Here is a 21,446-nt window from a genome sequence, read left to right on the forward strand (position 1 = left end):
TCCCCCTCGCCGCCCCGCTCCGCCGGCCTCGGTCGGTCCCCCGCCCCGCGCGCGACGTCGCCCCCGCTGGGGACGACGCATCGGCCTGGCGCTGGGACTCGTCGTGGTGCTGCTGCTCGGCGGCCTGATCTGGGCCGACACGTCGCTGAATCGGGTGCCCGCCCTCGCGAACTACGACGGCCGTCCGGCCGCGACGCCCGGCACCACCTGGCTGCTGGTGGGTTCGGACAGCCGCACCGGCCTCACGCCGGAGCAGGAGGCGCAGCTGGCCACCGGCGGTGACATCGGGACCGGCCGCACCGACACGATCCTTCTGATCCACGTGCCGTCGTCGGGACCGACCACCATGGTCTCGCTGCCCCGCGACTGGTACGTGCCGATCCCCGGCTACGGCAGCGACAAGCTGAACGCGTCGTTCTCCCTCGGCGGCGCACCATTGCTGACGCGCACGGTCGAGGAGGTCACGGGCCTGCGCATCGACCACTACGCCGAGGTCGGCTTCGGCGGGTTCGCCGACATGGTCGACGGCCTGGGCGGCGTCGACCTGTGCGTGCCGTACGACATCGACGATCCCCTGGCGGGGCTCACCGTCTCCGCGGGCTGTCAGGAGCTGACCGGGTCGCAGGCCCTCGGCTTCGTGCGCACCCGCGCCACCCCGCTCGGCGACCTCGACCGGATGAACAACCAGCGACTGTTCCTGTCGTCGCTGCTGTCGAAGGCGACGAGCCCGACGACGTTCCTCAACCCGTTCCGCCTGGTACCGCTGACGCGGGCGCTGGTCTCGTCGCTGCAGGTGGACGAGGGCGACCACATCTGGAACCTCGCGTCGCTGGGCTGGGCGCTGCGCGGCGAGACGGTGACCACGACGATTCCCATCGCCGGGTTCGAGGACGTCGACGGCTCGGGGAACGTGGTGCTCACCGACCGCGAGCGGGCGAGCCGGTTCTTCGACCTGGTCGCGCAGGATCAGCCGCTGCCCCCGGACCTGCTCAGCGGAGGGTGACCTGCCGGCTGCGCAGTCCGTCGCGGGCGCGTCGCTGATCGGGCGTGAGGTCGGAGGTGTCGGCAAGAGTCTCGTCGAGACGGCGGCCGAGCTCGGCAGTGGCCTCGGCCCACTCGTCGGGATGACGCTCCGGATCGAGGTCGAACACGGGCACCAGCAGGCCGTGGGTGCGGAACGATCCGGCGAACCGCGAGCCCTCACCGACGTGCAGGTCCCCGCGCGCCGACAACCGCGCGAGGGCGATCATCAGGGCGTCCTCGTCTTCTGGGCGGACCCAGCGGATGTGGGCCTTGTCGCCCGCGTCGACCCACCAGGCGGCGGACACGCCGTCGGCCGCCAGCCGCGCCGACGGCAGGATCGCGCCGTTCGCGCGCTCGATGGTGGCGGCCACCTCGGCGTCGGGCTCGACACCCTCGGGAACCCACCAGGAGAAATCCTTGTGGACGGTGATCTCGAGGGGCCGGTCGGCGACGAGGTCGCGCAGAGCCGGAGTCTCCTCGCTCGGCGACGACGCCTGCAGCGACGTGCCCGGCTCGGCCGTGCGGGTCCACTCCACAGACGCCGCGAGGTCCGCGGACAGATCGGCGGAGAACGTCTGCACCTGCATCGCGACGAACGCGTGGCGCGCCTCGTCGTCCCGGACGAGCGCACCGACGGCGCCCGGCAGGACGGTGGCGATCGTGGTGGGCCGGTCGCCGTCGGTCAGCGGCAGCGGCGCGGTGGCCGACGCGACGAACTCGCGCATCGCCACCAGATCGCACTCGAACGCCACGCCCTCGAACGGCCGCGTCGGCGTCGCCGCCAGCGCCTCCCGCTCGGCCTGGCGCTGCGCCGTCAGTTCCGCGCGGCGGCTGTTCGGCTTCGGTCCACTGTTCCTCTTGCTCTTGCCCACAGCCGCAGAACCTACCGTGTCTCCGGGTCACCGGAGGCCAGGCACCGGGCTCTCGTCGAGCCAGGCCAGCACCTGGCCGGGATGATCGGTCGCGATCCACCGCACCCCCAGGTCCTGGCACAGGTGCGCGTCCTCGGCGGTGTTGACCGTCCAGCAGTACGTGGCCCGACCCGCCGCGGCCGCGCGGTCGACCATGGCGGGCCGCTCGCGGAGGGTGCGGATCGACGGGCCGATCGCCGTCGCCCCCACGGTGGTCGCCGCACCGCCGCCAATGTACCGAGAAGCGTTGCCCAACAACACCGTCGGCAGCATCGGCGCCGCTCGGCGAACCCGCCACACCGCCGTCGGCGCGAAGGACATGACCACCGCCCGCGACAGCGACGCCGACGGCGGCCGGCCGATGCCGAACCGGTGCAGTTCTGCCAACACCGCGTTCTCGATGAGTCCGCCGTAGCGCACCGGGTGCTTCGTCTCGACGAAGATCCGCGCCGGCTTGGCCTTCCACTGCAGCACCAGATCCACCAGATCGGAGAACAGCAGGACGTTCGCCGGGTCGTCGGCCGTGCCGTAGTCGTGGCCCGCCATCGCCTCGTAGGTCAGGGTGCTGACGATCCCCGAGCCGCTCGACGTGCGATCGATGCGGCGGTCGTGCACGCACACCACCCGGCCGTCGCGCGTCAGGCGGACGTCGCATTCCACGCCGTCGGCACCCTCGCGCAGGGCCTGCTCGTAGGCGACGAGGGTATGTTCCGGCCGCATGCCCGACGCCCCCCGATGCGCCACCACCAGCGGTGCCAGGCTCATCCCACCGCCTCCGCTTTCTCCGTCGTCTCGGTCGGGTCGGTCTGCTCGGCCCGGTCGGCCTGTTCGGTCGGGTCGGCCCTCTCGGACCGGGGCGGCGCGACGACCCACCGGGTGGGGACGCGGTGCTCGCCGCCGGCGGTGCGGTCCTCCGCACGGCGCAGCAGGACCACGGTCGTCGCCGCCAGCGCGGCCCCGACGACGTCGGTCACCATCGCGGCGACGACGCCGTTGGCCTGCGCCTGGATCCCGTCGCCGAAGCGGAAAGCGGTGGCGATCGCCAGCATCGCCCAGTTGATCACCCACAGCGCCCACCACCACGGGAGGACCGGACTCATCCGCGTGCCGTGCCGGGAGACGCGGGCCAGCTCGGTGAGGAACACCCCCGGCATCACGAGGTTCACGATCGGCACGAGCGATCCCAGGTACAGGGTCCGGGACCGGCGGGGGTCGGTGGCCCCGACCGCGGCGTAGGCCTCGGACCGCGCCCGACACAGCCACGCGACCGACGCGACGGCGGCCGCGACCCCGAAACCGACGGCGAGGGCCCCGAAACACCACACGGCGGCGTCGGACAGTGCGAGCACCACGGGCTCGACGAGGCGTTGGCGGTTGACGAGCAGCACGGCATAGCGCCCCAGCTCGGCCAGTGCGGCGGCGAGCAGAACGACGACGGCGAGGCCGAGCAGGCGTGGCGCGCGATCGGCCCAGCGGTCTGCGCGTCCGACCACCGGCGTCGGGGACGCGACGACCGTGGGCAGACCCCAGCGCGGCATCTCGGCGTAGGACGGAGTCGGTCCCGCGGCGACGCGGCGCGCCGGTCGACGGCCCCCCGGCGAGGTGGCGACCCAGCGGAAGTTCCGACGCACCGACCCGGGCTGCGCGCCCACGGGCACCGGGGACAGCAGGACGCCCCGGCACCGCGGGCACCACTGCAACGGTCGAGGTCCGACGTCGATGCGGTGCCGACAGCGCGCGCAGATCTGGGAGTAGATCATCGGGACGACCGGTCGCGGGTCAGTAGACGGTGGCGGGTCGGCCGGCGTCGTCGACCACCGGAAGCTTAGCCTGCTGCCAGGCCACCATGCCGCCGTCGACGTTCACCGCGTCGATCCCCGCGCGCTGCAGGTACTCGACGACGCGCGCCGAACGCCCGCCCTGGCGGCACACGACGTACAACTCGCCGTCGACGCTGATCTCGGCGAGTCGCGACGGGACGTCACCCATCGGAACGTGGACGGCGCCGGGGGCGTGGCCCTGCTGCCACTCGTCGTCCTCACGGACGTCGAGCAACGTGGCCTCGGCACGCTCGGGCACCTCGGCGACCGACACGGACGGAATGGACGGACCGAACCCCTGGCTCACACCGTCGATCCTGTCACGCCGCGCTGGGCTGTGCCACGGTCCGTCGTAGGGCCGGCCGCTGCGGCGTACGCGGTGAGCTCAAGGGTGGTGATGATGTGGTCGATGCCGTGCAGCGTCTTCCGCCGGAAGCGGTCCCCGGCCGCCCGGTCACTGTCGGCGATGGTCTGCAAGTCGTAACGTTGCGCTCGGCCGACCCACCGCACGCCGCGGGCGAGGTCGTGGCCGTCGCGTTTGTTCGAGGTGAAGAGAGCAGGCCCGGGGGCCGAGACAGGGCGTTAGTCGCCAACGCCGCCGTCTTACCCAAGCTAGGGCCGGCGACGGCGAGCAGGACGTCCTCCCAGGACATGAACACGTCCTTGCGGCCGACGACCGTGCGCCCCACCACGACTCCGATGTCGCGAGTCTCGAAATTTCGGTCGGTGACCTCGGCCAGCTCGGGCCGCAGCCGCCGCGCCTTGTCGCGGGCCTGTTTGCCGGTCACCCCTGTCAACTGCGAGGGCGAGGCCATCAGCTTGGCTCGGGCGTCGATCGACGCGCTCGGCCCGCGCCGCTGCCGCCGCAGGTACCCGACGAGGAACACCAGAGCGAGGACGGCCAGAGCGCCGAGAACCAGCAGCACTGTGGACACGGTCGGCCACACCAGTTTCCCGGTAGCGACCTCGATAAGCGCCTGGAACGGGTTGCCGGGGGTCGATGCACCGGTGCCGGTGAGGGCGTGACCGGCGCGCAATGCGCCGTAGGCGGCGGCGACCAGAGCGATGAAGCCGAGGACGAGGGCCAACTGGATCGCCGACGCACCGCCGGAGGTTCCGGCACCCTTCGAGGTGGGGGTGCGGGTGGCGCTCACAGCGACACCTCCTGGTCGAGGGTGGTGGCCTGTGCGAGCGCCGGGGCAGGGCGGGACGGGCCGTAGTCCGCGTCCACCGCGGGTGCGGAGAGGGCGACCGGCCCGGGGGATGCGAGCTCGGCGGTGGTGACGTCGGTACCGGGACGCACTCCGGCGACGGTGTCGGCTTGGGCGTCGGCCATCACTGCCGCTTCCTGCTCGGCGTCGACGGCGGGGTCGGAGACGAATGCATCGACGCCGGGATCGTCGACGGTCTCGAGGTCGAGTTCCTCCTGCAGCTCGTCGAGGTCGATGCCGGCGTCCTCAAGAACCGAGTTCCAGGCATCGGCGTGCGCGATCGCGGTGGTCCAGGCGTGCATGGCCTCGCCGGTGCCCTCCGCGTTGTAGTGGGCTGTGGCGGCGGCGGACACCTCGCTGGCGATGCCGGCCCGGATCGCGGCATGCAGCAGACGATCCGAATCAAGGTCGCTCTCGCGAGCCACGTCTCGACGAGCGCGTCGGTAGGCGGCAGCGGGACGTTCGGTGCGGTGTGCGGCATCGCGGTCGGTCTCGGCGGCGCGGGCCTGTGCGAGGCGGTCACCGATGTCGCGGCGTGTCAGTGCGTCGATCGCAGCCTGCACACCGATGCGGTAGCCGACCCGAGTCAGGGTGTGGCGCTGCGCCGCCGACAAGCGGGACGAGGACGAAGGACGGTCGAGAAAGGGGAGCTTCATGGGACGGAGGGCCTTGTCTGGGAGCGTCGGCCAGCCCGCGACACCACACTGCACGCGCAGCCCACGATGAACCCCGTGGGCGGCGACGGTGATCGCTGCTGGGTGGACGCTCGACCGTGACCCTCATCGACGGTCGAACGATCACATCGTAACGCCGTTCGTTCTTATGTCCACGGGAGCAGCAGCCGGTGACCCGAGTATGACCGAGGTCACAGTGATTTGGTTGTCGGTTCTGTCCTTACGGATGAGGGTGACGTCGGCGGTGTAGGTGGTGTCCCATCGAGCTCGACTAGGCGCATGGACCCTAAGCACTGTGCTTCTTGGACCGTGAGTCTTCCCGGGCGCGCCCGGGACACTGCCTGCAGGCTCCGCCGTCCACCTCGACAGGAGCACACACCGAACGTTTGAGAGGCAGCAGTCCATGCAGTCACGCGCGATCGACTTCGCCGCAGCAGTAATTCGTTGGTCCCCACAGAACGGCACCGCCTTCACGGGTGCGGACGGCGCCCTCCTGACTTTGCTACGGAAACGCAACGTCGGGGAGGGCCCTCTGTGGGTCATTCACGAGGACGACGCGACCATCACCGGTGCTGTGGGCCTGCTCAAGTCCCTGTCGGCCGGCGGCCGCTCGGAGGTAATGAGGAAGGGGATGTCACTCGGCCATCGCGAAGGATGTGTCGTGTTGGCGTTCCCAAGAATTGCACGCCTCTCGGAAGTCTCCCGCGGCCTGCAACCAGGCGGAACAGTGGTGGTGTTCGAGTACGGTGCCCCACCCGCGATCGACGGTCGGATGGCGGCGACGGGCGCCTACGACTTGCGGACCGGGGAGACTACACCATTGCTTGACGAGGAATTGCGGGAAACCTTCACGTCCATGCTGATGTGGAAAAGAGAGATCGGGGAGGGTGCGAGACGTGGACGGCAGAGGCACCTCGTGCAGAGACCTCTCGCGCGAATCAAGCAGGCTGGTCTCGACGAAGACTTCGTCGTCACCTACTGTGCCGCATTGGGCCTGTACGACCAATATTTCGATCGGCTTCGCGAGCACTACAGACAAGCGTGAACGCCCGTCGTTCAGCGGCGTGATCCACACGCCCGGCCGACTCGTTGCCACTCAGACGCTCCTGCTCAAGTGTCCTGAACTTCGAGTTTACCGTGTGCAACCATCCGCTGAGAGTGAGCATCCGACTCCTTGAGAGAAGCAGCACCAGCAATGGGGGGGCACTGGGTTGGTCGCATGAGAGCCCACGCCCGCCGCCGAGTCCTACACCTGACGGGACGAGAAACTTACGACTACGGATGTCTGTCTCCCGAGGCGGAACGAATGCGGTTTGCCGTGCTGACGCATCCGCGCCGTGCCCGGCTAAGGTCGCTGGGCCTGTGCTGTCAGGCATAATGCGTTGACGGGCAGGTAACCAGGAGGGAACGCTATGGCGGCGCAGGGCGGCTCAACGCAAAGTACAGCTGGATACGCAGCCTTCGAAAGCCGCGACGACCTGCAGGCTTACGGCGACAACGCACTTCTGCTCTTCGTGGCTCAGATGCGACTCGGTTTCGACGACGTAGACACTTTTGCGTCGAATAGCTTGACGGACGGCAACAACGACAAGAAGTGTGACCTCGTCGCCGTCTCCGCCGACAAACAGCGCATTGTTCTTGCTCAGGGCTACATGACTTCTAAGGTCCCGCTAGGAGCGGCGCCTGCGAACAAAGCTAGCGACTTGAACACGGGAGTTAGTTGGCTGCTGGATGGCGACCTCGACAAGCTTCCGGAAACGTTGCGCGGTGCGGCGGAGGAAGTTCGAGACGCGCTGCACGGTGGAGAAATCCGCGAACTTCAGCTATGGTACGTGCACAACTGCGTCGAATCCAGCAACGTCGGTACAGAATTGGCGCAGGCGATAAAGACGGCCAACAGGGTTATCAAAGCGACGTTCCCGGACCTCGACATCGACGTATCGGCAACTGAAATCGGTCGAAGCGCATTAGAGGATGAGTACGCACGCATGCAGGCACCCATCCTCGTTTCCGAAGAATACACCTTCAAGGTCCCTGGCGGTTTTGAATTGTCCGCTCAGGATTGGAGCGCATTTTCGACCGCAGTAGCAGTTGCTGACTTGCGAGCCCTCTGGGCCGACCACAAGGCTAGCCTCATGTCACCGAACCTTCGAGACTATTTGGGCGTGGTCCGGTCGAGTGGAAATATAAATTTTGGAATCAAAGAGACGGCAAAAGGGCAGCCAGACAACTTTGCGATTTATAACAACGGCATCACCGTGTTGGTGAATGATTACGTGCACGTCGTCGACGACGACGGCAAGCACACTCTTCGAGTAAAGGGTGTGGGGATTGTGAACGGGGGTCAAACCACTGGGGCTTTGGGAAGCCTAGATGCAACGGAAGCCGGAACAGCCCATGGGGCCAGGGTGATGGCCCGTTTTGTCAAATGCACGAATGAGTCCGTGCTGGGAGACATTGTCAAATACAACAACACGCAGAACAAAGTAGAAGCGACTGACTTTCGTAGCAAAGATGCCGTGCAGGATAGGCTGCGAAAGGAGTTCTCGCGGATACCTGAAGCCGACTACCGAGGTGGCCGTCGAGGAGGCACGACCGACGCTATCCTCCGCATGAAGACGCTCGTTCCGGACTCGTCCGTGGCCCAGTCTCTTGCGGCCTTCCACGGCGAGCCCAACCTTGCTTATAACGAAACGCGGAGTATCTGGGACAATGACGCCGTGTATTCGTCTGTCTTTCGCGATACAGTCACCGCGTCTCACATCGTCTACGCTTACGGTCTACTAAAGGCGATCGAAAAGACAAAGAAAGACATGCTTGCCATCCCGGAAAATTCCCGAACGCGCGCTCAGAAACAGCACGCTGCTTATTTTAGCGCCCGGGGTTCGAACTACTTGTTAATGGCGGCGCTTGGTTCGTGCATCGAAACGGTTCTCGGTGTGGCCATCGCAGATCGATACGCACTGAGTTTCAAGAAGAATCTGTCGCCGGCGGATGCGACTAAGGCCTGGCAGCCCGTCGTGGAGTTGGCAACAGCTTTATCGTCAATGTTGTCGCCGGCAACAGACCGTGGTTTAAAGTCCCAGGATCGGGTCAGAAAAGCGATTGAAGATTTTAGTGCGATGTTAGAGGTAGCCAGGTCTGCTAATCCTGGTCCCTTCGATGCGCTGGCGGATATGACCTATACGGGCGTTTGACCAACGCTTGCTGCACTAGTCCGTTGTCGGCCACGCCACGAACACCGCCAGTTCGCCCCGCCGACGGTACGGGGGCACCGTATAGGCCACGGGCGCAGGTTGCGTAGACCAATCTTCGCAGCCAGAGAGAATATTCTTCATGTCTGCCCAAAATCTCGTACCAAAGCAAAATTGCAATCAAAATTGCTAAAAACCGACGAACCACGGACGTCGGCTGCTTTCTCCAGCGCGACTCAAAATCCGGCTTGTCTGGCTCGTGTACGTCGAAAAAGAGAACGTAATCACGTCGGTGCCATGCGCAGGGATGTTGGGCTTACCTTTGGCGTCCGGTTTCGCTGTTTCGGGTCATTAACTTTTCACGCTGTCGACTAATTAGGGGTCGAGCCTTCCGTTCCCACAACAGTCCGGCGTCGCGCATTGCCTCTGCGCGTTTACTCTCAAGGGCTTGTCGACCCTTTTCTTTCCACAGCCTCTCTGCATGAGGCCTCGCCTCCACCATCAAGTCCTTGGCTACGCCTTTCACTATTTCAGCTAGGAGCATGGTGGCTTCTGCTTGGATGCCGGTTCGCAGCTTCTGGGGGGCTTCCCACTGCTGGCGGTCCTTGCCGCTTGTTTCGGCTGGCTCATCGGCAGCAGAACGCTCGGGCTCATGCTCCGGGATGAACCTGGCACTTCCCTTGAGCCTGCCGTCGCTGTCGTAGAGGTTGTTGTGATATCCACCCTCTTTCTTGTTGCCAGGGGTGAGATTTTCGTCGTCCCACTCGAGTCGACCTGTCATGCTAGTTGTCACGCGACACCTCGGGCGTCAAGGCGTGCGGCGTCGTGCGCCTTGGGGGATTCATGCATTCGATTCTACTGGCGGAACACGTCACAGCGCAGCAGTTGGTTTAGCAAGGGAGGGGCGTCCATGATCCGACGCGAGATCAAGATTGAGCTGGAGTTCGAAGACACCGATGCCCATGCTGATGATCGATATGCCGACACCGCGAATGCTATCTGGATGCTCGTGAAGGCGATCGCCGAGCCCGATCGGTTCAACTTCTTTGTCGATCACGATGGGTCGAGGGCGGGCCGAGAGGTAGGCAATAACCTCAACGCTCGTTGGGACGAGTACGGGAAGAAGGCACGGTGGGGCTAAGAGTAGTGCGTGTGCAGCCTTCCTGGGGACGAGGGAAGGTCGCATGCCTGCGGTCGGGGCCGTGCCCCAATTGTCGCGCGGTTCGAAACAAGCGCGTTGCTCAGCCGGAATAATTGGTCGTGTACCAGTGGATATGTCATAATCTCTAATATCGGCAACATTTTCGTTATCCACCTGTGGGTGTATCGGCCTCGAACGGCATGGCGCACCGTGGCCGGCGTCACCGGTTTAGTCCTCGTGAGTCACGTGTCCGTCTTCGATGCGCGTTGAGCAGCTTTCCGGGCTCTCCCTGCTTCGGTGCGCCCCTGAGGAGGACGTAGAACTCCCGCCTCCAGAACGTACTTGCGCACAGATGCGAGCGAGGTCCGGCCGATCTTTGTCAACTCGTCCCAGGTCCAGCCTTCCAGGTAGCACGCAACAAGAACCTTCCCCCGCTCAACCCGGGCAACTCTCAGCCGTTCTTCGAGTTCGACGACCTGGTCGCCCAACTCGGCGAGAGCGTCGATATTCTTTCGCGTCAGACCCACCCTCTAATGGTATATCAACGCTTTAGGTGCGTGCCGTCCTGGAACGGCATAGAAGTGCTGGTCAAGCTGGTTGGGTCGCGCGGCCACATCGGCTCTCGACCATCTTGTACATGGCATTGATGCGTAGCGCATACCGTCGTCAACGTCCTACACGTTATTCTCCGGGTGGTCGGAGGCGGCTTTATCCGCCGTCCGCATCCTGCGCGACTGATAGAGGTACTGCCCAATCAGCCGGATGAAGTCGTCGGTCCGTTCGTTCTCGCCAGCCAGTGCTCCGGTGAGTTTGCCGAATGCGCCCTCATCCAGCACAGCGGCGTCGGTCAGGGTCTCTCGTAGTTCCCGCGATGCCAAGAACTGGTCGACGGCGTTGTGGTCGATCTGGTCGGCGATGCGTTGATCCTCTTCGGCCAAGCCTGCGGCCGCAATGACGAAGCCGGCGATCTGCGGGTGGCGAACTCTGCGCCGAACAGCGAGTTGATTCGCGCGACGACGTCCGACAGCAATGCCTGTTGCGGGCCGGACCCGACGCCGGAAATGCCGGACAACCCCGGCGTGTCCTGATCGCCGTGGAGGCCGATGTCGGAGCTGCCCTGGTCGACCTGGCGAACGCGGCGCAGTTCGAGCCCCGAGATCTCGGTGTCCGCTCCCGTCTGGTCGGAAGGAAGGAGTCGCACGAGCTGACGGAGGAACTCCGCCAACTTCTCCAAATCGCTGGTGGCGTAGTCGACGACGTCGGACATGAAGTCGTACAGGCGTACGTAGGTTCAACAGTCCTCGCGGAAGGCCCGCAGCTCATCAAGGGTCTGGCTGTCCTGCTGATCCTCGGCCTCGGCCCAGCGCTGGGCGAACTCGTCGCGGGCGGGGGTCACGGCAGCCGCCAGCGCCGCGTGCGACTGTGTCGGCGTCCACCAGGCCTTTGCGTAGTGCTCGACATCTCTGGGTGTGAAGAGCCGTGCGTGGGCCAGCTTGGTTGCGAGTTGGTGTACCAGGTTTGGGTCGGTGGTCGTCTCGACATGTGCTTCGAGGAAGTACGTCAAGAACGCCTTGCGTATCTCGGCGGGATCCTTGACGAAGTCGAGCACGAAGGTGCCGTCCTTCAGTTCCCCCGACGGAGCGCGGTAGGTGCGGTTAGCTATTGCTTTATTTTTCAGAGGCCCGAATGTCCGGGGGGCAAGGGGGTGGCGCGGCAGACCTCGGAGGCCACTGGGCTGCTCCTGCGGTAGCGCACCTAATGCCCTTTACCTCACCTATGGCATCTCTGCCATAGAGGCCGATAATCGCCTGAACTGACCATAAGGACCCCGCCCTGAACCCGTTCAAGCCCCGCTCCGGTCTCCGCCCACCCGCCCTGGAGGGGCGCACACGGCAACGCGAGGAGTTCGATCTGCTCGTCGCGCGCAGCATGAACCGCATCCACGACCGAGGGATGGTGTTGTCCGGGCTACGCGGGGTCGGCAAGACCACTCTGCTCAACAGTCTGGGCGAGCACGCCGAGCGTCAGGGGTGGCTCGCGATCGGCATCGAAGCGCCACCGAACGAAGCAGGTTTCGCGTCGCCCCGAGAGCACCCTTCGACGACGAGGACGCCCACATCGCCGTCGACCGACGAAGGTCGGCGCGCGCTCGACGACGGCTTCTTCCCCCCGATGGGACCGCTCCAGCGAAGCGAACGCCGCTACCTGCGCACCGTCGCCGACACCGGCGGGGGCACCGCCCGTCGGTGCGCGGCCTGCTTCATTGGCGCGCTCGCACGCCGCGCAGGGCTGTGCCACGGTCCGTCGTACCTCCGACCGCACGACCGACCCGGCCGACGAGTTATCCACATTGTCCACAGAAAAATCCACAGAAACCGGCCTCGAACCCGTTCCGGTCCGGGTTTCGGACCGGAGAACGCGCCCCGGCATCGTGCGCCGTCCAACCCCGACGTCTCTAGAGTCGAGTCATGGACCTTCGCATCTTCACCGAACCGCAGCAGGGCGCGACGTACGACGACCTCCTCCGGGTCGCCCGTGCGTCGGAAGACCTGGGTTTCGACGCGTTCTTCCGCTCCGACCACTACCTCCCGATGAACGTGGACGGCCGGCCCGGGCCCACGGACGCGTGGGTCACCCTGGCCGGACTGGCCCGCGAGACGTCGACCATCCGCCTGGGAACGCTGGTCACCTCGGCGACCTTCCGCTACCCCGGCCCCCTCGCGGTCTCGGTGGCCCAGGTCGACGCGATGAGCGGTGGCCGCGTCGAACTCGGGCTCGGCGCCGGGTGGTACGCGGAGGAGCATGCGGCGGGCGCCATCCCGTTCCCGCCGGTCGGCGAGCGGTTCGACCGCTTCGAGGACACCCTCGCCATCGTGACCGGCATGTGGGCCACGCCCGAGGGCGAGACCTTCGATCACCAGGGACACCACTTCTCGGTCACCGGGTCGCCCGGTCTGCCGAAGCCCGTGCAGGACTCGGTGCCCATCGTCATCGGCGGCGGCGGGAAGAAGCGGACGCCGGCGCTGGCCGCGCGGTACGCCACCGAGTTCAACCTGCCCTTCGCCGACGCCGAGACCACCGCGACGCAGTTCGACCGCGTCCGGGCGGCCTGCACCGAGGCCGGGCGCGACCCGTCGTCGATGACCTTCTCCAACGCCCTCGTCCTGTGCTGCGGGTCGTCCGATGCCGAGGTGGCCCGACGGGCCGGGGCGATCGGGCGCGAGGTCGACGAGGTGACACGGAACGGGGCGGCCGGATCGCCCAGCCAGGTCGTGGACACCCTCGGCCGGTTCGCCGAACTCGGCTCGACGCGTGTCTACCTGCAGGTGCTCGACCTGCACGACCTCGACCACCTGGCACTGGTGGCCGAGCAGGTCATGCCGCAGGTGGCGTGACCTTCGGGTCGGCGCCGGGAGACCCGCTGCCGGCGAATCGCTTGGCGATCCACGCCGACGCCGGCGTCTCGACGTAGCGGTACACCAGGTCGGACAGGATGCCGACGACGAGTGCGAAGACCGCGACGGCGACGGTGGGGCCGAGGTGCGGCTCCACCCACTCGTAGATGCGGTAGAGCACCAGCGTGTGCACCAGATAGATGGTGTAGCTGCGCGTCGCCAACCAGTGCACGACGCGACTGCGGCCGAACGCGGTGTCGGTGGGTGCGATCAGGACGACCGCGACGATGAGCACCAGCACCGTCCACAGGTGGCCGCGCTGGCCGACGTGGAACGCGTCGACCGTCATCGCGAACTGGATCACGGCGAACTGCGCCAACGCCGCCGCCACCAGGACCCGCCACGACGCGGCACGGGCGAACGCGAAGTACGCGATCTGACCCAGGAACACCGTGGGCAACGTCGCGGCGATCTTGTCCAGCATCGGCACGGTCCAGTCGTACGGAACCAGATCGGTGTAGAGCAGGACCAGCCAGCAGAGAACCGCGCCGATCGTCGGGACCAGGACCGGACGCGTCGTCAGCACCCGCCGCAGCGCGACGGCGTAGCCGTAGAAGACGAACTGCACGATCAGCGTCCACGTGACCCCGAGGACGACCACCTCGGGTCGCAGGAAGAACCCGCCGAGCACGAAGCTCATCGCGGCCTCGGCGTTGCTGATGCCGACGGTCTGGGAGAACATGCCGTTCACACCGAGTCGAACCAGCACGACGGCCGCGAAGATGGAGAGCCAGAAGACCGGCAGCAGCCGCGCCGCGCGACCGACCAGGAACGAGCGAGGCGAGTGGCGCGCCACCGACGCCGTCGACACCAGCCCGGTCAGCATCATGAAGAACGCCACCCCGACGAACGAGAGGTGGTGGTTGAGCCCACCGTGATCGACGAGTGTCGTGGTCACCAGGTCGATCACCCACCAGGTCCCGCCCACGTCGTCGACCAGGTAGTACGAGATGTGGGAGTACACGACGGCGAGGACCGCGACCGCGCGCAACACGTCCAGACCGGGGAAGCGAATGCTCCGTAGGCGCGGCGGCCGGGCGGGCGCCGTCACCTCGTCGGAGTCGCGGGCCGGGGACATAGCACCCGATCGTAAGGTTCCGTTCACGTGCGGGTCGAATTCGCGGACGTGCCCCTCGGCCATCTGGTAACGGGCCCTTCGGCGCCCGAGCCGGGGCGAGGTGTACGAATGACGGGGTCCGGGTAGGCCAGACCCCGACGGGTCCGTCCGACCGACGGGCCGAAACCCATCGTCGGCTCCGACGTGCGAGTCGACGGACAGCAGGAGAAGGGAACATTCGTGTCCGAGTACACATTGCCCGACCTCGACTACGACTACGCCGCTCTCGAGCCCCACATCTCGGGTGAGATCAACGAGCTGCATCACTCGAAGCACCACGCCACCTACGTCGCCGGGGTGAACACCGCCCTCGAGAAGCTGGCCGACGCGCGGGACAAGGACGACCACGGCTCGATCTTCCTGCTCGAGAAGAACCTGGCCTTCCACCTCGGCGGCCACGTGAACCACTCCATCTGGTGGAAGAACCTCTCCCCCAATGGTGGCGACAAGCCCGAGGGCGAGCTCGCCGCGGCCATCGACGACCAGTTCGGGTCGTTCGACAAGTTCCGCGCGCAGTTCACCGCGGCCGCCAACGGCCTGCAGGGCTCCGGCTGGGCCGTTCTCGGCTGGGACACCCTGGGCAAGAAGCTGCTCACCTTCCAGCTGTACGACCAGCAGGCCAACGTGCCGCTCGGCATCATCCCGCTGCTGCAGGTCGACATGTGGGAGCACGCCTTCTACCTGCAGTACAAGAACGTCAAGGCCGACTACGTGAAGGCGTTCTGGAACGTCGTCAACTGGGCCGATGTCCAGCAGCGCTTCGCCGCCGCCACCTCGCAGACCTCGGGCCTGATCTTCCCCTGATCGCCCCCCGTCGAGGGTCACTCGAAACGCCGTCTCCGCACTCGCGGAGGCGGCGTTCTCGCGTCGTGGGGGGGTCGACGGTCCGAGGGTCGACCGCCGGGCCTGGCACTCGGTCCCTCTTGTGTGCCAGATGGGGCGCGTGGTGTTCTTCCCTCCCCGGACCGGAGGTGCAGTCATGGACGTACATCGCGGGCCCATCGCCGTCGCGCCGTTCCAGGCGGGCGGCACGCTGCGCGGCTTCGTCGTCTCGGGCCGCTGGCCCGACACCACCAAGGAATGGGCGCAGCTGCTCGCGTTCACGGTGCGGGTGGCGTCCACGCCCGGACTGCTCGGTACCACCACGGTCTTCGGCGTGCGGGAGGAGCTGCCCGACGATCCCGCCGAGGGCACGGTGGGCCTGGTCGTCGCCGAGGGCCCGGTGGTCGGTGACGCCGCGGTCACCCCGGAACGCTTCGCCCACCATTCGCCGGCCGCGCTGATGATGCTGCACCCGCCGTCCGAAACCATGCCCACGCTGCCCGAATGCGCCGGCGCCGCCTCCGGGTGCGTGCTGCTGCCCGGTCTGCCGCACCTCGGCCTCGACCACCGCGCCGCGTGGGTCGAAGCGGAGGCCGACGGCACCGTGACGTCGTTGATCAGCCGAGTGGGCCTGGACCCGGGCAGCGATCCCGACACCGCCGTCCTGGCGATGTTGCTGGCCGCCTGAGCCGGTCGGAGACGACGGATACAGTCGAGGTCACCCGCCTCCGCCGGAAGGATCCGTCTCGATGACCGACAACCGCTCCGCCCTCGACCTCGCCGGGATCGACGACCTGCTCTCCGCCGACGAGAAGGCGGTGCGCGACTCGGTGCGCGCACTCTGCGAACGCCGGGTCGAGCCCTACGTCGGCGACTGGTTCGAGCGCGGAGAGATCGACGACATCCGCGGACTGGCGAAGGAACTCGGTGCGCTCGGCGTTCTCGGCATGCACCTCACCGGGTACGGCTGCGCCGGCATGAGCGCGACGGAGTACGGACTGGCGTGCCTCGAACTGGAAGCGACCGACTCGGGGCTGCGGTCGCTGGTCTCGGTCCAGGGCTCGCTCGCGATGTACTCGATCTGGAAGTACGGCTCCGAGGAGCAGAAGACCGAGTGGCTCCCGCGGATGGCCGCCGGCGAGGCCCTGGGCTGCTTCGGCCTCACCGAGCCCGACGCAGGATCGGACCCGTCGTCGATGCTGACCCGCGCGCGTCGGGACGGCGACGACTGGATTCTCGACGGACGCAAGATGTGGATCACCAACGGCAGCGTCGCCGACGTGGCCGTGGTGTGGGCGAAGACCGAGGACGGGGTGAACGGCTTCGTCGTCCCGACGTCGACACCGGGCTTCTCCGCGCCGCGCATCGAACACAAGATGTCGCTACGCGCGTCGGTGACCAGCGAACTCGTGCTCGAGGGAGTGCGGTTGCCGGCGTCGGCCGTGCTGCCCGAGGCGCGCGGGCTCAAGGCTCCGCTGGGCGCGCTGAACGAAGCGCGGTACGGCATCGTCTGGGGTTCCCTGGGCGCCGCGCGGGCCTCCCTACAGGCCGCGCTGAGCTACGCCTCCGAGCGCACCCAGTTCGGTCGACCACTTTCCGGGTTCCAGCTGACCCAGCAGAAGTTGGTGGACATGAACCTCGAGCTGACCAAGGGCCTGCTGCTCGCGCTGCACCTCGGCCGGCGCAAGGATGCGGGCACCCTGCGCACCGAGGAGATCAGCCTGGGCAAGCTCAACAACGTCCGTGAGGCGCTCGACATCTGCCGCACGTCCCGCACGATTCTGGGCGCCAACGGAATCTCGCTCGAGTATCCGGTGATCCGGCACATGAACAACCTCGAGTCGGTGCTCACCTACGAGGGCACCGTGGAGATGCACACCCTCATCCTGGGACAGGCGATGACCGGGCAGAACGCCTTCCGCTGACGGGCCCCCGGAGCACTGCGGGGCGGGTTCCGACACGTGTTTCTTCGGCCTCCCGAACTGCGATTTCCGAAGTTGCACACTCCTGACCAGCACTTTAGCGTGGTGTGCAGCGAAGGGGAGTAGCCCCCAATCGTCGAGTCGACATACTGGCGCGGTGCCCGCACGGGCCGCTCCCGGCTCGGCGAACCGGCCGATCGGCGGGTGGGCGAGACCTTCGGTCCGATGACCGTACGGTGCCGCACCCCGGCACCGAGCGCCGGCCGATCTCTCCCCTCGCGGAGGCCGACGCGCCTGCCCACGGAGGTATCAGTGCTCGCCGCCCTGCTGCTCAGCTTCGGCGTCATCTTCGTCGCCGAGCTCGGTGACAAGTCCCAGCTGATGGCGATGACGTTCGCCCTCAAGTACCGCTGGTGGGTCGTGGTCGGCGGCATCACCCTCGCCACCACGGTCGTGCACCTGGTGTCGGTGGCCGTCGGTCACTCGCTCGGCGTGGCGCTGCCCACCCACCTCATCGGCATCGTCGGCGGTGTCGCGTTCCTCGTGTTCGGCCTGTGGACCCTGCGCGGGGACAGCCTCGACGAGGACGAGAAGGGCAAGGCCGACCGCGTCACCAAGTCCGCGTTCATCGCCGTCGCGTCGGCGTTCTTCCTGGCCGAGCTCGGCGACAAGACGATGCTCGCCACGGTCACGCTCGCGGCGGACAACGACTGGGTGGGCGTCTGGATCGGCTCGACCCTCGGCATGGTCGCCGCCGACGCGCTGGCCATCGTCGTCGGCGCCACGCTCGGCAAGCGCCTCCCGGAGCGGCTCATCACGCTGGGCGCCGCCACCCTATTCTTCGTCTTCGGTGTCTGGCTGATCCTCGAGGGCGTCTTCCCGACGTCGTCCATCGGCATCGTCGCCGCCGTGGTGGTCCTGGCCCTGGGCAGCGCGTTCACCACCTGGCGGATGCGCACGCCGGTCGCGGCCGAGACGGCGGACTCAGCGGAGTCCCGTTCCCGCTGACGCTGCACGCGCTCACGGACAGTGCACCGTCGGCACACGCAGGAGCCGTCAGCGGGACCCGGTCCGGCGGTGCAGCTCCCGCATGACCGGGACCAGCTCGTCGGCCGGACCGTCCACCTCGAGGCCCGGGGCGACCTGCTGGATCGACAGCGGCGCCACCGGCCCGGCGGGCACACCCCACTCGCGCTGCCAGGCGCCGAGCTGCGCTCCCGACACGGCGTACACGATGCGCCCCAGACCCACCCAGGCGTGCGCGGCCGAACACATCGCGCAGTGCTCCCCCGAGGTGTAGACGGTCGAGGCGGCGCGCTCGGCCGGCGTCAGGTGCTCCGTCGCCCACTGCGTGATGGTGAACTCGGGATGCAGGGTGCGGTTGCCCCCGCTCACCCGGTTCCGGTCCTCGAACAGCACGGTGCCGTCGGCGCCGACCAGCACGGAGCCGAACGGCTCGTCGCCCGCCTCGAGCGCCTCCTCGGCCAGGGCGACGCAGCGGCGCAGGAGGACCAGATCGTCGGCAGTCGGGGTCATGACCCGAGTGTGCCCCAACCGACTAGGGTGCATTTCGGTAAGTCGTCACTAACTCGGGTGGCGGCTGCACGACGAGAGGATCGACTCATGGAGATGGCAGGATCCGCAGCACTGGTCACCGGCGGCGCATCGGGACTGGGCGCCGCCACCGCGAAGCGCTTCGCCGAGAACGGGGTCACCGTCTTCGGTCTGGACCTGCAGTCCTCCATCGACAAGGCCGGCGACTCCGTGCCCGACGGCGTCACGCTGATCGCCGCCGACGTCACCAGCGACGAGGAGGTTCGCGCGGCCCTGAAGACCATCGGCGAGGCCGGGGTGCCGCTGCGCATCGTCGTCAACTGCGCCGGTGTGGGCTGGGCCGGTCGCATCCTGTCGAAGAAGGGTGCGCACGACCTCGAGCTGTTCCGCACCGTCATCACCATCAACCTGCTCGGCACGTTCAACGTCATGCGCCTGGCCGCCGAGCACATGCAGTCCCTCCCCACCGTCGACGACGCCGGTCAGCGCGGCGTGGTCATCAACACCGCGTCGGTTGCGGCGTTCGAGGGCCAGATCGGCCAGATCGCGTACTCGGCATCCAAGGGCGGCGTGCACGGCATGACCGTTCCCGCGGCGCGTGACCTCGCGCAGGTGGGCATCCGCGTGAACACCATCGCGCCCGGCATCGTCGACACCCCGATGCTCGCCGGCGTCACCGAGGAGTACCGCCACGGCCTCGAGGCCGGCGTGCCCTTCCCGTCGCGCCTGGCCCAGCCGGCCGAATACGCACAGCTCGCGCAGATGATCGTCGAGCACGACTACCTCAACGGCGAGACCATCCGCATGGACGGTGCGCTCCGCATGGCCCCGCGCTGACCCTCCCGAAAAGCTTTTTTCTCGCCGCCACCCATCCACGGGTGCAGTAGGCCCGAAGACACCCTGAGGCGTCCCCTCGCTGCCGACCCCCGACTCGCAGCGAGGGGACGCCTCTCTCGTGTGCCGACACTCAGCGATACGTGCGGGCCAGCTCCGCCGCCGTCGGGAGGCGGAGCACGTCCTCCCCGTCCATCCACACCCGCAGAGCGTGGGTGGCGCGGACGTCGTCCTCGTTGTACTCGAGCAGCCGCTCGCGCTGGGACAGGTCGGTCTCCGTGGGGGCGCCGCCCTCGGACCCGGGCGCGTCGTCGTACCCCACGGCCGCGCGGTACCAGGCCATCGACGCCTCGCCGCCCGCCTCGTCGTCACGCCAGGTGAACCCGGCGACGGGCGCGACCTTCTTCAATCCCTTGCCATCCGGACACACGAAGTTCTGCGACACAGCGATGTACATGTCGACCCACTCGGGGCCGTCGATGAACTCCCGCACCTGCGCCTCGGTGGGCACGCCGTCCATCCCGGCGAACCGACGCGCGGACCCGATGAGCCACTTGTCCTCCGCGGCGCGGGAATAGCAGTAGGCGGCGAAGGTCCGGCCCGACTCGTGCGCCTCGGCCCGAACGCCCATGAGCCACGTCCAGAACTCGGCGAACGAGCGGGCCTCGTCCATGGTCGGCACCGGCTCCCACGTGGTGAACGCCCGGTACCGCGGGGCGGACCCGTCCCGCCGATCGAGCAACGTGCCCCACATGTAGGCGCCGTGCTCCTGGAAGCTCTCCATGTCGACGTCCACCTCGACGTCGGCCCGCTGCACCGCGACGGTCTCCGTGCGGCGCACCAGCGGGGCCTGCGCCACCCACGCCTGCGCGACGACGACGGCTTCCGCGAAGTCCCCGTGCGGCCACTCCTCGGGCGGTGCGTCGGACGTCCACGCGGCGAGTTCGTCGATGGTGTGAATCCCCGCGGCGTACAACGCCTCCGCGCGCGACCCCGCGGCGACGAGGCTGACGTCGCGGGTGCGGCGGAGGGTCTCCCCGCATTCCGACCACCAGGGACAGGACCGGCATTCCGACACCTTGACGGGGGCGGTGACGGCCTCGCCCCGGGCGACGGCGACGCGGTCGGCGAACCGCGCGTCGTACGTCGGGCCGACGGCGAGCAGATCGTGCACCAGGACGACGTCTCCCCCGAACCCTATGACGCCGCCGACCGCCGACCGCCCGTCCTGCCCGAGCGAGGCCAACATGCGGTGCACGTGGACCGCGCCGAGCTGGTCCCGCAGCTGCGGACGGACCTTGCGCGCCGCGTCGACGCCGGGCTCCCACCGGCCGAAAGGACTGGTCACGGCGCCGGACCCGGGGTCGGTCACCTTGTGGTTGACCACCAGCACGGGGATGTAGCCCCCGCTGGGGTCGGCGAGCAACAGATCGCACCGCCCGCGACGGCCGGCCGCGGCGTCGTCGGCGAACGTGGCGTTCCAGACGTACCGCGCACCGTCGGTGAGCGCCCGAGTGGTCCGCCGCACCCGCTCGGCGTGCGAGACGTCCGCCGGCACGACGGCCCAGCCCTCCGGATCGGCCGCCACGAGCATGTCCTTGACGACCAGCCGGTGCACCGCCGCGGCCTCCCGCCGCATCTGCACCCCCGTGTCCTCCGGAACGTCGGCGATCAACGGCCGGTACGCGGTGTCGAGATACACCCGGTGCCGACAACGCGTGAGCGTGGCGGCGTCGATCATCGCGGAAGTGGGCACTCACGCAGCGTA

At 67.6% G+C, this 21,446-nt stretch carries 24 protein-coding genes; 9 read left to right on the forward strand and 15 right to left on the reverse strand.

Annotated elements, in window-relative coordinates; all coding sequences use genetic code 11:
- Positions 1-1,003: LCP family protein (locus tag HQ603_RS09460; RefSeq protein WP_261773635.1), on the forward strand; the 1,003-nt coding region annotated here is incomplete at its 5' end.
- On the opposite strand, the gene HQ603_RS09465 is transcribed toward HQ603_RS09460, so the two are convergent.
- From HQ603_RS09465 to HQ603_RS09490, 6 genes are read right to left on the reverse strand one after another with little or no spacing between them, the layout of a single operon-like run.
- Entirely contained in the window at positions 990-1,895 is a 906-nt protein-coding gene (locus tag HQ603_RS09465; RefSeq protein WP_222684301.1) for a DUF5926 family protein, read from the reverse strand. The genes HQ603_RS09460 and HQ603_RS09465 overlap by 14 nt on opposite strands.
- A gap of 27 nt (positions 1,896-1,922) precedes the next feature.
- Positions 1,923-2,699 (reverse strand): glycerophosphodiester phosphodiesterase family protein, encoded by a 777-nt coding sequence (locus tag HQ603_RS09470; protein WP_222684302.1) that lies wholly within the window; start codon positions 2,697-2,699, stop codon positions 1,923-1,925.
- Positions 2,696-3,694, reverse strand: coding sequence for a DUF4328 domain-containing protein (locus tag HQ603_RS09475; RefSeq protein ID WP_222684303.1), 999 nt, complete (start codon positions 3,692-3,694; stop codon positions 2,696-2,698). Before HQ603_RS09475 ends, HQ603_RS09470 begins: the two co-directional genes overlap by 4 nt.
- A 19-nt stretch (positions 3,695-3,713) precedes the next feature.
- On the reverse strand, positions 3,714-4,037 hold the full coding sequence (locus tag HQ603_RS09480) for a rhodanese-like domain-containing protein (protein WP_222684403.1): 324 nt from the start codon (positions 4,035-4,037) through the stop codon (positions 3,714-3,716).
- 37 nt (positions 4,038-4,074) lie between these two features.
- Positions 4,075-4,908, reverse strand: coding sequence for a hypothetical protein (locus HQ603_RS09485; RefSeq protein ID WP_222684304.1), 834 nt, complete (start codon positions 4,906-4,908; stop codon positions 4,075-4,077).
- On the reverse strand, positions 4,905-5,621 hold the full coding sequence (locus HQ603_RS09490) for a hypothetical protein (protein ID WP_222684305.1): 717 nt from the start codon (positions 5,619-5,621) through the stop codon (positions 4,905-4,907). The genes HQ603_RS09485 and HQ603_RS09490 overlap by 4 nt, the downstream gene beginning before the upstream one ends.
- Positions 5,622-6,042: 421 nt before the next feature.
- On the opposite strand from HQ603_RS09490, the gene HQ603_RS09495 reads away from it, so the two are divergent.
- Both HQ603_RS09495 and HQ603_RS09500 read left to right on the forward strand, forming a co-directional pair.
- The gene (locus tag HQ603_RS09495) at positions 6,043-6,684 is read left to right on the forward strand and encodes a hypothetical protein (RefSeq protein ID WP_222684306.1); all 642 of its coding nucleotides are present in this window, start codon (positions 6,043-6,045) and stop codon (positions 6,682-6,684) included.
- A 367-nt stretch (positions 6,685-7,051) separates the two neighbouring features.
- The gene (locus HQ603_RS09500; RefSeq protein ID WP_222684307.1) at positions 7,052-8,836 is read left to right on the forward strand and encodes an AIPR family protein; all 1,785 of its coding nucleotides are present in this window, start codon (positions 7,052-7,054) and stop codon (positions 8,834-8,836) included.
- 313 nt (positions 8,837-9,149) lie between these two features.
- Here HQ603_RS09500 and HQ603_RS09505 read toward each other — a convergent pair whose 3' ends face one another.
- The 6 genes from HQ603_RS09505 to HQ603_RS09530 form a co-directional block, all read right to left on the reverse strand.
- Complete coding sequence (locus HQ603_RS09505; protein ID WP_222684416.1) at positions 9,150-9,626, reverse strand: hypothetical protein; 477 nt, start codon at positions 9,624-9,626, stop codon at positions 9,150-9,152.
- Positions 9,627-9,704: 78 nt separating this feature from the next.
- Positions 9,705-9,890, reverse strand: a complete 186-nt coding sequence (locus tag HQ603_RS09510) for a hypothetical protein (RefSeq protein ID WP_222684308.1) — start codon at positions 9,888-9,890, stop codon at positions 9,705-9,707.
- Between the two features lie 326 nt (positions 9,891-10,216).
- Positions 10,217-10,501 (reverse strand): hypothetical protein, encoded by a 285-nt coding sequence (locus HQ603_RS09515; RefSeq protein WP_222684309.1) that lies wholly within the window; start codon positions 10,499-10,501, stop codon positions 10,217-10,219.
- A gap of 147 nt (positions 10,502-10,648) precedes the next feature.
- Positions 10,649-10,810 carry a hypothetical protein gene (locus HQ603_RS09520; protein ID WP_222684310.1) on the reverse strand — a complete coding sequence of 54 codons (162 nt, stop codon included), beginning with the start codon at positions 10,808-10,810 and terminating at the stop codon, positions 10,649-10,651.
- Positions 10,811-10,821: 11 nt separating this feature from the next.
- Positions 10,822-11,241 (reverse strand): hypothetical protein, encoded by a 420-nt coding sequence (locus HQ603_RS09525; protein WP_222684311.1) that lies wholly within the window; start codon positions 11,239-11,241, stop codon positions 10,822-10,824.
- Between the two features lie 24 nt (positions 11,242-11,265).
- Positions 11,266-11,583 carry a hypothetical protein gene (locus HQ603_RS09530; protein WP_222684312.1) on the reverse strand — a complete coding sequence of 106 codons (318 nt, stop codon included), beginning with the start codon at positions 11,581-11,583 and terminating at the stop codon, positions 11,266-11,268.
- An 859-nt stretch (positions 11,584-12,442) separates the two neighbouring features.
- Here HQ603_RS09530 and HQ603_RS09535 point away from each other — a divergent pair.
- Entirely contained in the window at positions 12,443-13,369 is a 927-nt protein-coding gene (locus HQ603_RS09535) for an LLM class F420-dependent oxidoreductase (RefSeq protein WP_222684313.1), read from the forward strand.
- Here the strand turns inward: HQ603_RS09535 and HQ603_RS09540 are convergent.
- Positions 13,350-14,444 (reverse strand): acyltransferase family protein, encoded by a 1,095-nt coding sequence (locus tag HQ603_RS09540; RefSeq protein ID WP_371831035.1) that lies wholly within the window; start codon positions 14,442-14,444, stop codon positions 13,350-13,352. The two genes, HQ603_RS09535 and HQ603_RS09540, sit on opposite strands and share 20 nt — an antisense overlap.
- Positions 14,445-14,726: 282 nt before the next feature.
- Here HQ603_RS09540 and HQ603_RS09545 point away from each other — a divergent pair, with 282 nt between their 5' ends.
- The 4 genes from HQ603_RS09545 to HQ603_RS09560 all read left to right on the forward strand — a co-directional run bounded on the left by HQ603_RS09545 (position 14,727) and on the right by HQ603_RS09560 (position 18,298).
- Entirely contained in the window at positions 14,727-15,350 is a 624-nt protein-coding gene (locus HQ603_RS09545; RefSeq protein WP_222684315.1) for a superoxide dismutase, read from the forward strand.
- Between the two features lie 175 nt (positions 15,351-15,525).
- Positions 15,526-16,056 carry a peptidase gene (locus HQ603_RS09550; RefSeq protein WP_068106619.1) on the forward strand — a complete coding sequence of 177 codons (531 nt, stop codon included), beginning with the start codon at positions 15,526-15,528 and terminating at the stop codon, positions 16,054-16,056.
- Positions 16,057-16,117: 61 nt separating this feature from the next.
- Positions 16,118-17,293, forward strand: coding sequence for an acyl-CoA dehydrogenase family protein (locus tag HQ603_RS09555; RefSeq protein WP_222684316.1), 1,176 nt, complete (start codon positions 16,118-16,120; stop codon positions 17,291-17,293).
- 309 nt (positions 17,294-17,602) lie between these two features.
- Positions 17,603-18,298, forward strand: a complete 696-nt coding sequence (locus tag HQ603_RS09560) for a TMEM165/GDT1 family protein (protein ID WP_222684317.1) — start codon at positions 17,603-17,605, stop codon at positions 18,296-18,298.
- A gap of 48 nt (positions 18,299-18,346) precedes the next feature.
- On the opposite strand, the gene HQ603_RS09565 is transcribed toward HQ603_RS09560, so the two are convergent.
- On the reverse strand, positions 18,347-18,826 hold the full coding sequence (locus HQ603_RS09565; RefSeq protein WP_222684318.1) for a nucleoside deaminase: 480 nt from the start codon (positions 18,824-18,826) through the stop codon (positions 18,347-18,349).
- 87 nt (positions 18,827-18,913) lie between these two features.
- Here HQ603_RS09565 and HQ603_RS09570 point away from each other — a divergent pair, with 87 nt between their 5' ends.
- Positions 18,914-19,681: an SDR family NAD(P)-dependent oxidoreductase gene (locus tag HQ603_RS09570; protein WP_222684319.1), complete on the forward strand. Its 768-nt coding sequence runs from the start codon at positions 18,914-18,916 to the stop codon at positions 19,679-19,681.
- Between the two features lie 130 nt (positions 19,682-19,811).
- Here HQ603_RS09570 and HQ603_RS09575 read toward each other — a convergent pair whose 3' ends face one another.
- On the reverse strand, positions 19,812-21,419 hold the full coding sequence (locus HQ603_RS09575) for a TM0106 family RecB-like putative nuclease (RefSeq protein WP_222684404.1): 1,608 nt from the start codon (positions 21,417-21,419) through the stop codon (positions 19,812-19,814).
- Between the last annotated feature and the right edge of the window lie 27 nt (positions 21,420-21,446).

Origin of the sequence: Rhodococcoides corynebacterioides, from assembly GCF_019834675.1 — a bacterium.
GTDB classification, from domain to species: domain Bacteria; phylum Actinomycetota; class Actinomycetes; order Mycobacteriales; family Mycobacteriaceae; genus Rhodococcoides; species Rhodococcoides corynebacterioides_A.

Excerpts from the sequence above, each read along its gene's own strand:
- HQ603_RS09470 (WP_222684302.1), bottom strand. The coding sequence starts at position 2,699 with ATGAGCCTGGCACCGCTGGTGGTGGCGCATCGGGGGGCGTCGGGCATG.
- HQ603_RS09475 (WP_222684303.1), bottom strand. The coding sequence starts at position 3,694 with ATGATCTACTCCCAGATCTGCGCGCGCTGTCGGCACCGCATCGACGTC.
- HQ603_RS09490 (WP_222684305.1), bottom strand. The coding sequence starts at position 5,621 with ATGAAGCTCCCCTTTCTCGACCGTCCTTCGTCCTCGTCCCGCTTGTCG.
- HQ603_RS09495 (WP_222684306.1), top strand. The coding sequence starts at position 6,043 with ATGCAGTCACGCGCGATCGACTTCGCCGCAGCAGTAATTCGTTGGTCC.
- HQ603_RS09500 (WP_222684307.1), top strand. The coding sequence starts at position 7,052 with ATGGCGGCGCAGGGCGGCTCAACGCAAAGTACAGCTGGATACGCAGCC.
- HQ603_RS09525 (WP_222684311.1), bottom strand. The coding sequence starts at position 11,241 with ATGTCCGACGTCGTCGACTACGCCACCAGCGATTTGGAGAAGTTGGCG.
- HQ603_RS09535 (WP_222684313.1), top strand. The coding sequence starts at position 12,443 with ATGGACCTTCGCATCTTCACCGAACCGCAGCAGGGCGCGACGTACGAC.
- HQ603_RS09550 (WP_068106619.1), top strand. The coding sequence starts at position 15,526 with ATGGACGTACATCGCGGGCCCATCGCCGTCGCGCCGTTCCAGGCGGGC.
- HQ603_RS09555 (WP_222684316.1), top strand. The coding sequence starts at position 16,118 with ATGACCGACAACCGCTCCGCCCTCGACCTCGCCGGGATCGACGACCTG.
- HQ603_RS09565 (WP_222684318.1), bottom strand. The coding sequence starts at position 18,826 with ATGACCCCGACTGCCGACGATCTGGTCCTCCTGCGCCGCTGCGTCGCC.
- HQ603_RS09570 (WP_222684319.1), top strand. The coding sequence starts at position 18,914 with ATGGAGATGGCAGGATCCGCAGCACTGGTCACCGGCGGCGCATCGGGA.
- HQ603_RS09575 (WP_222684404.1), bottom strand. The coding sequence starts at position 21,419 with ATGATCGACGCCGCCACGCTCACGCGTTGTCGGCACCGGGTGTATCTC.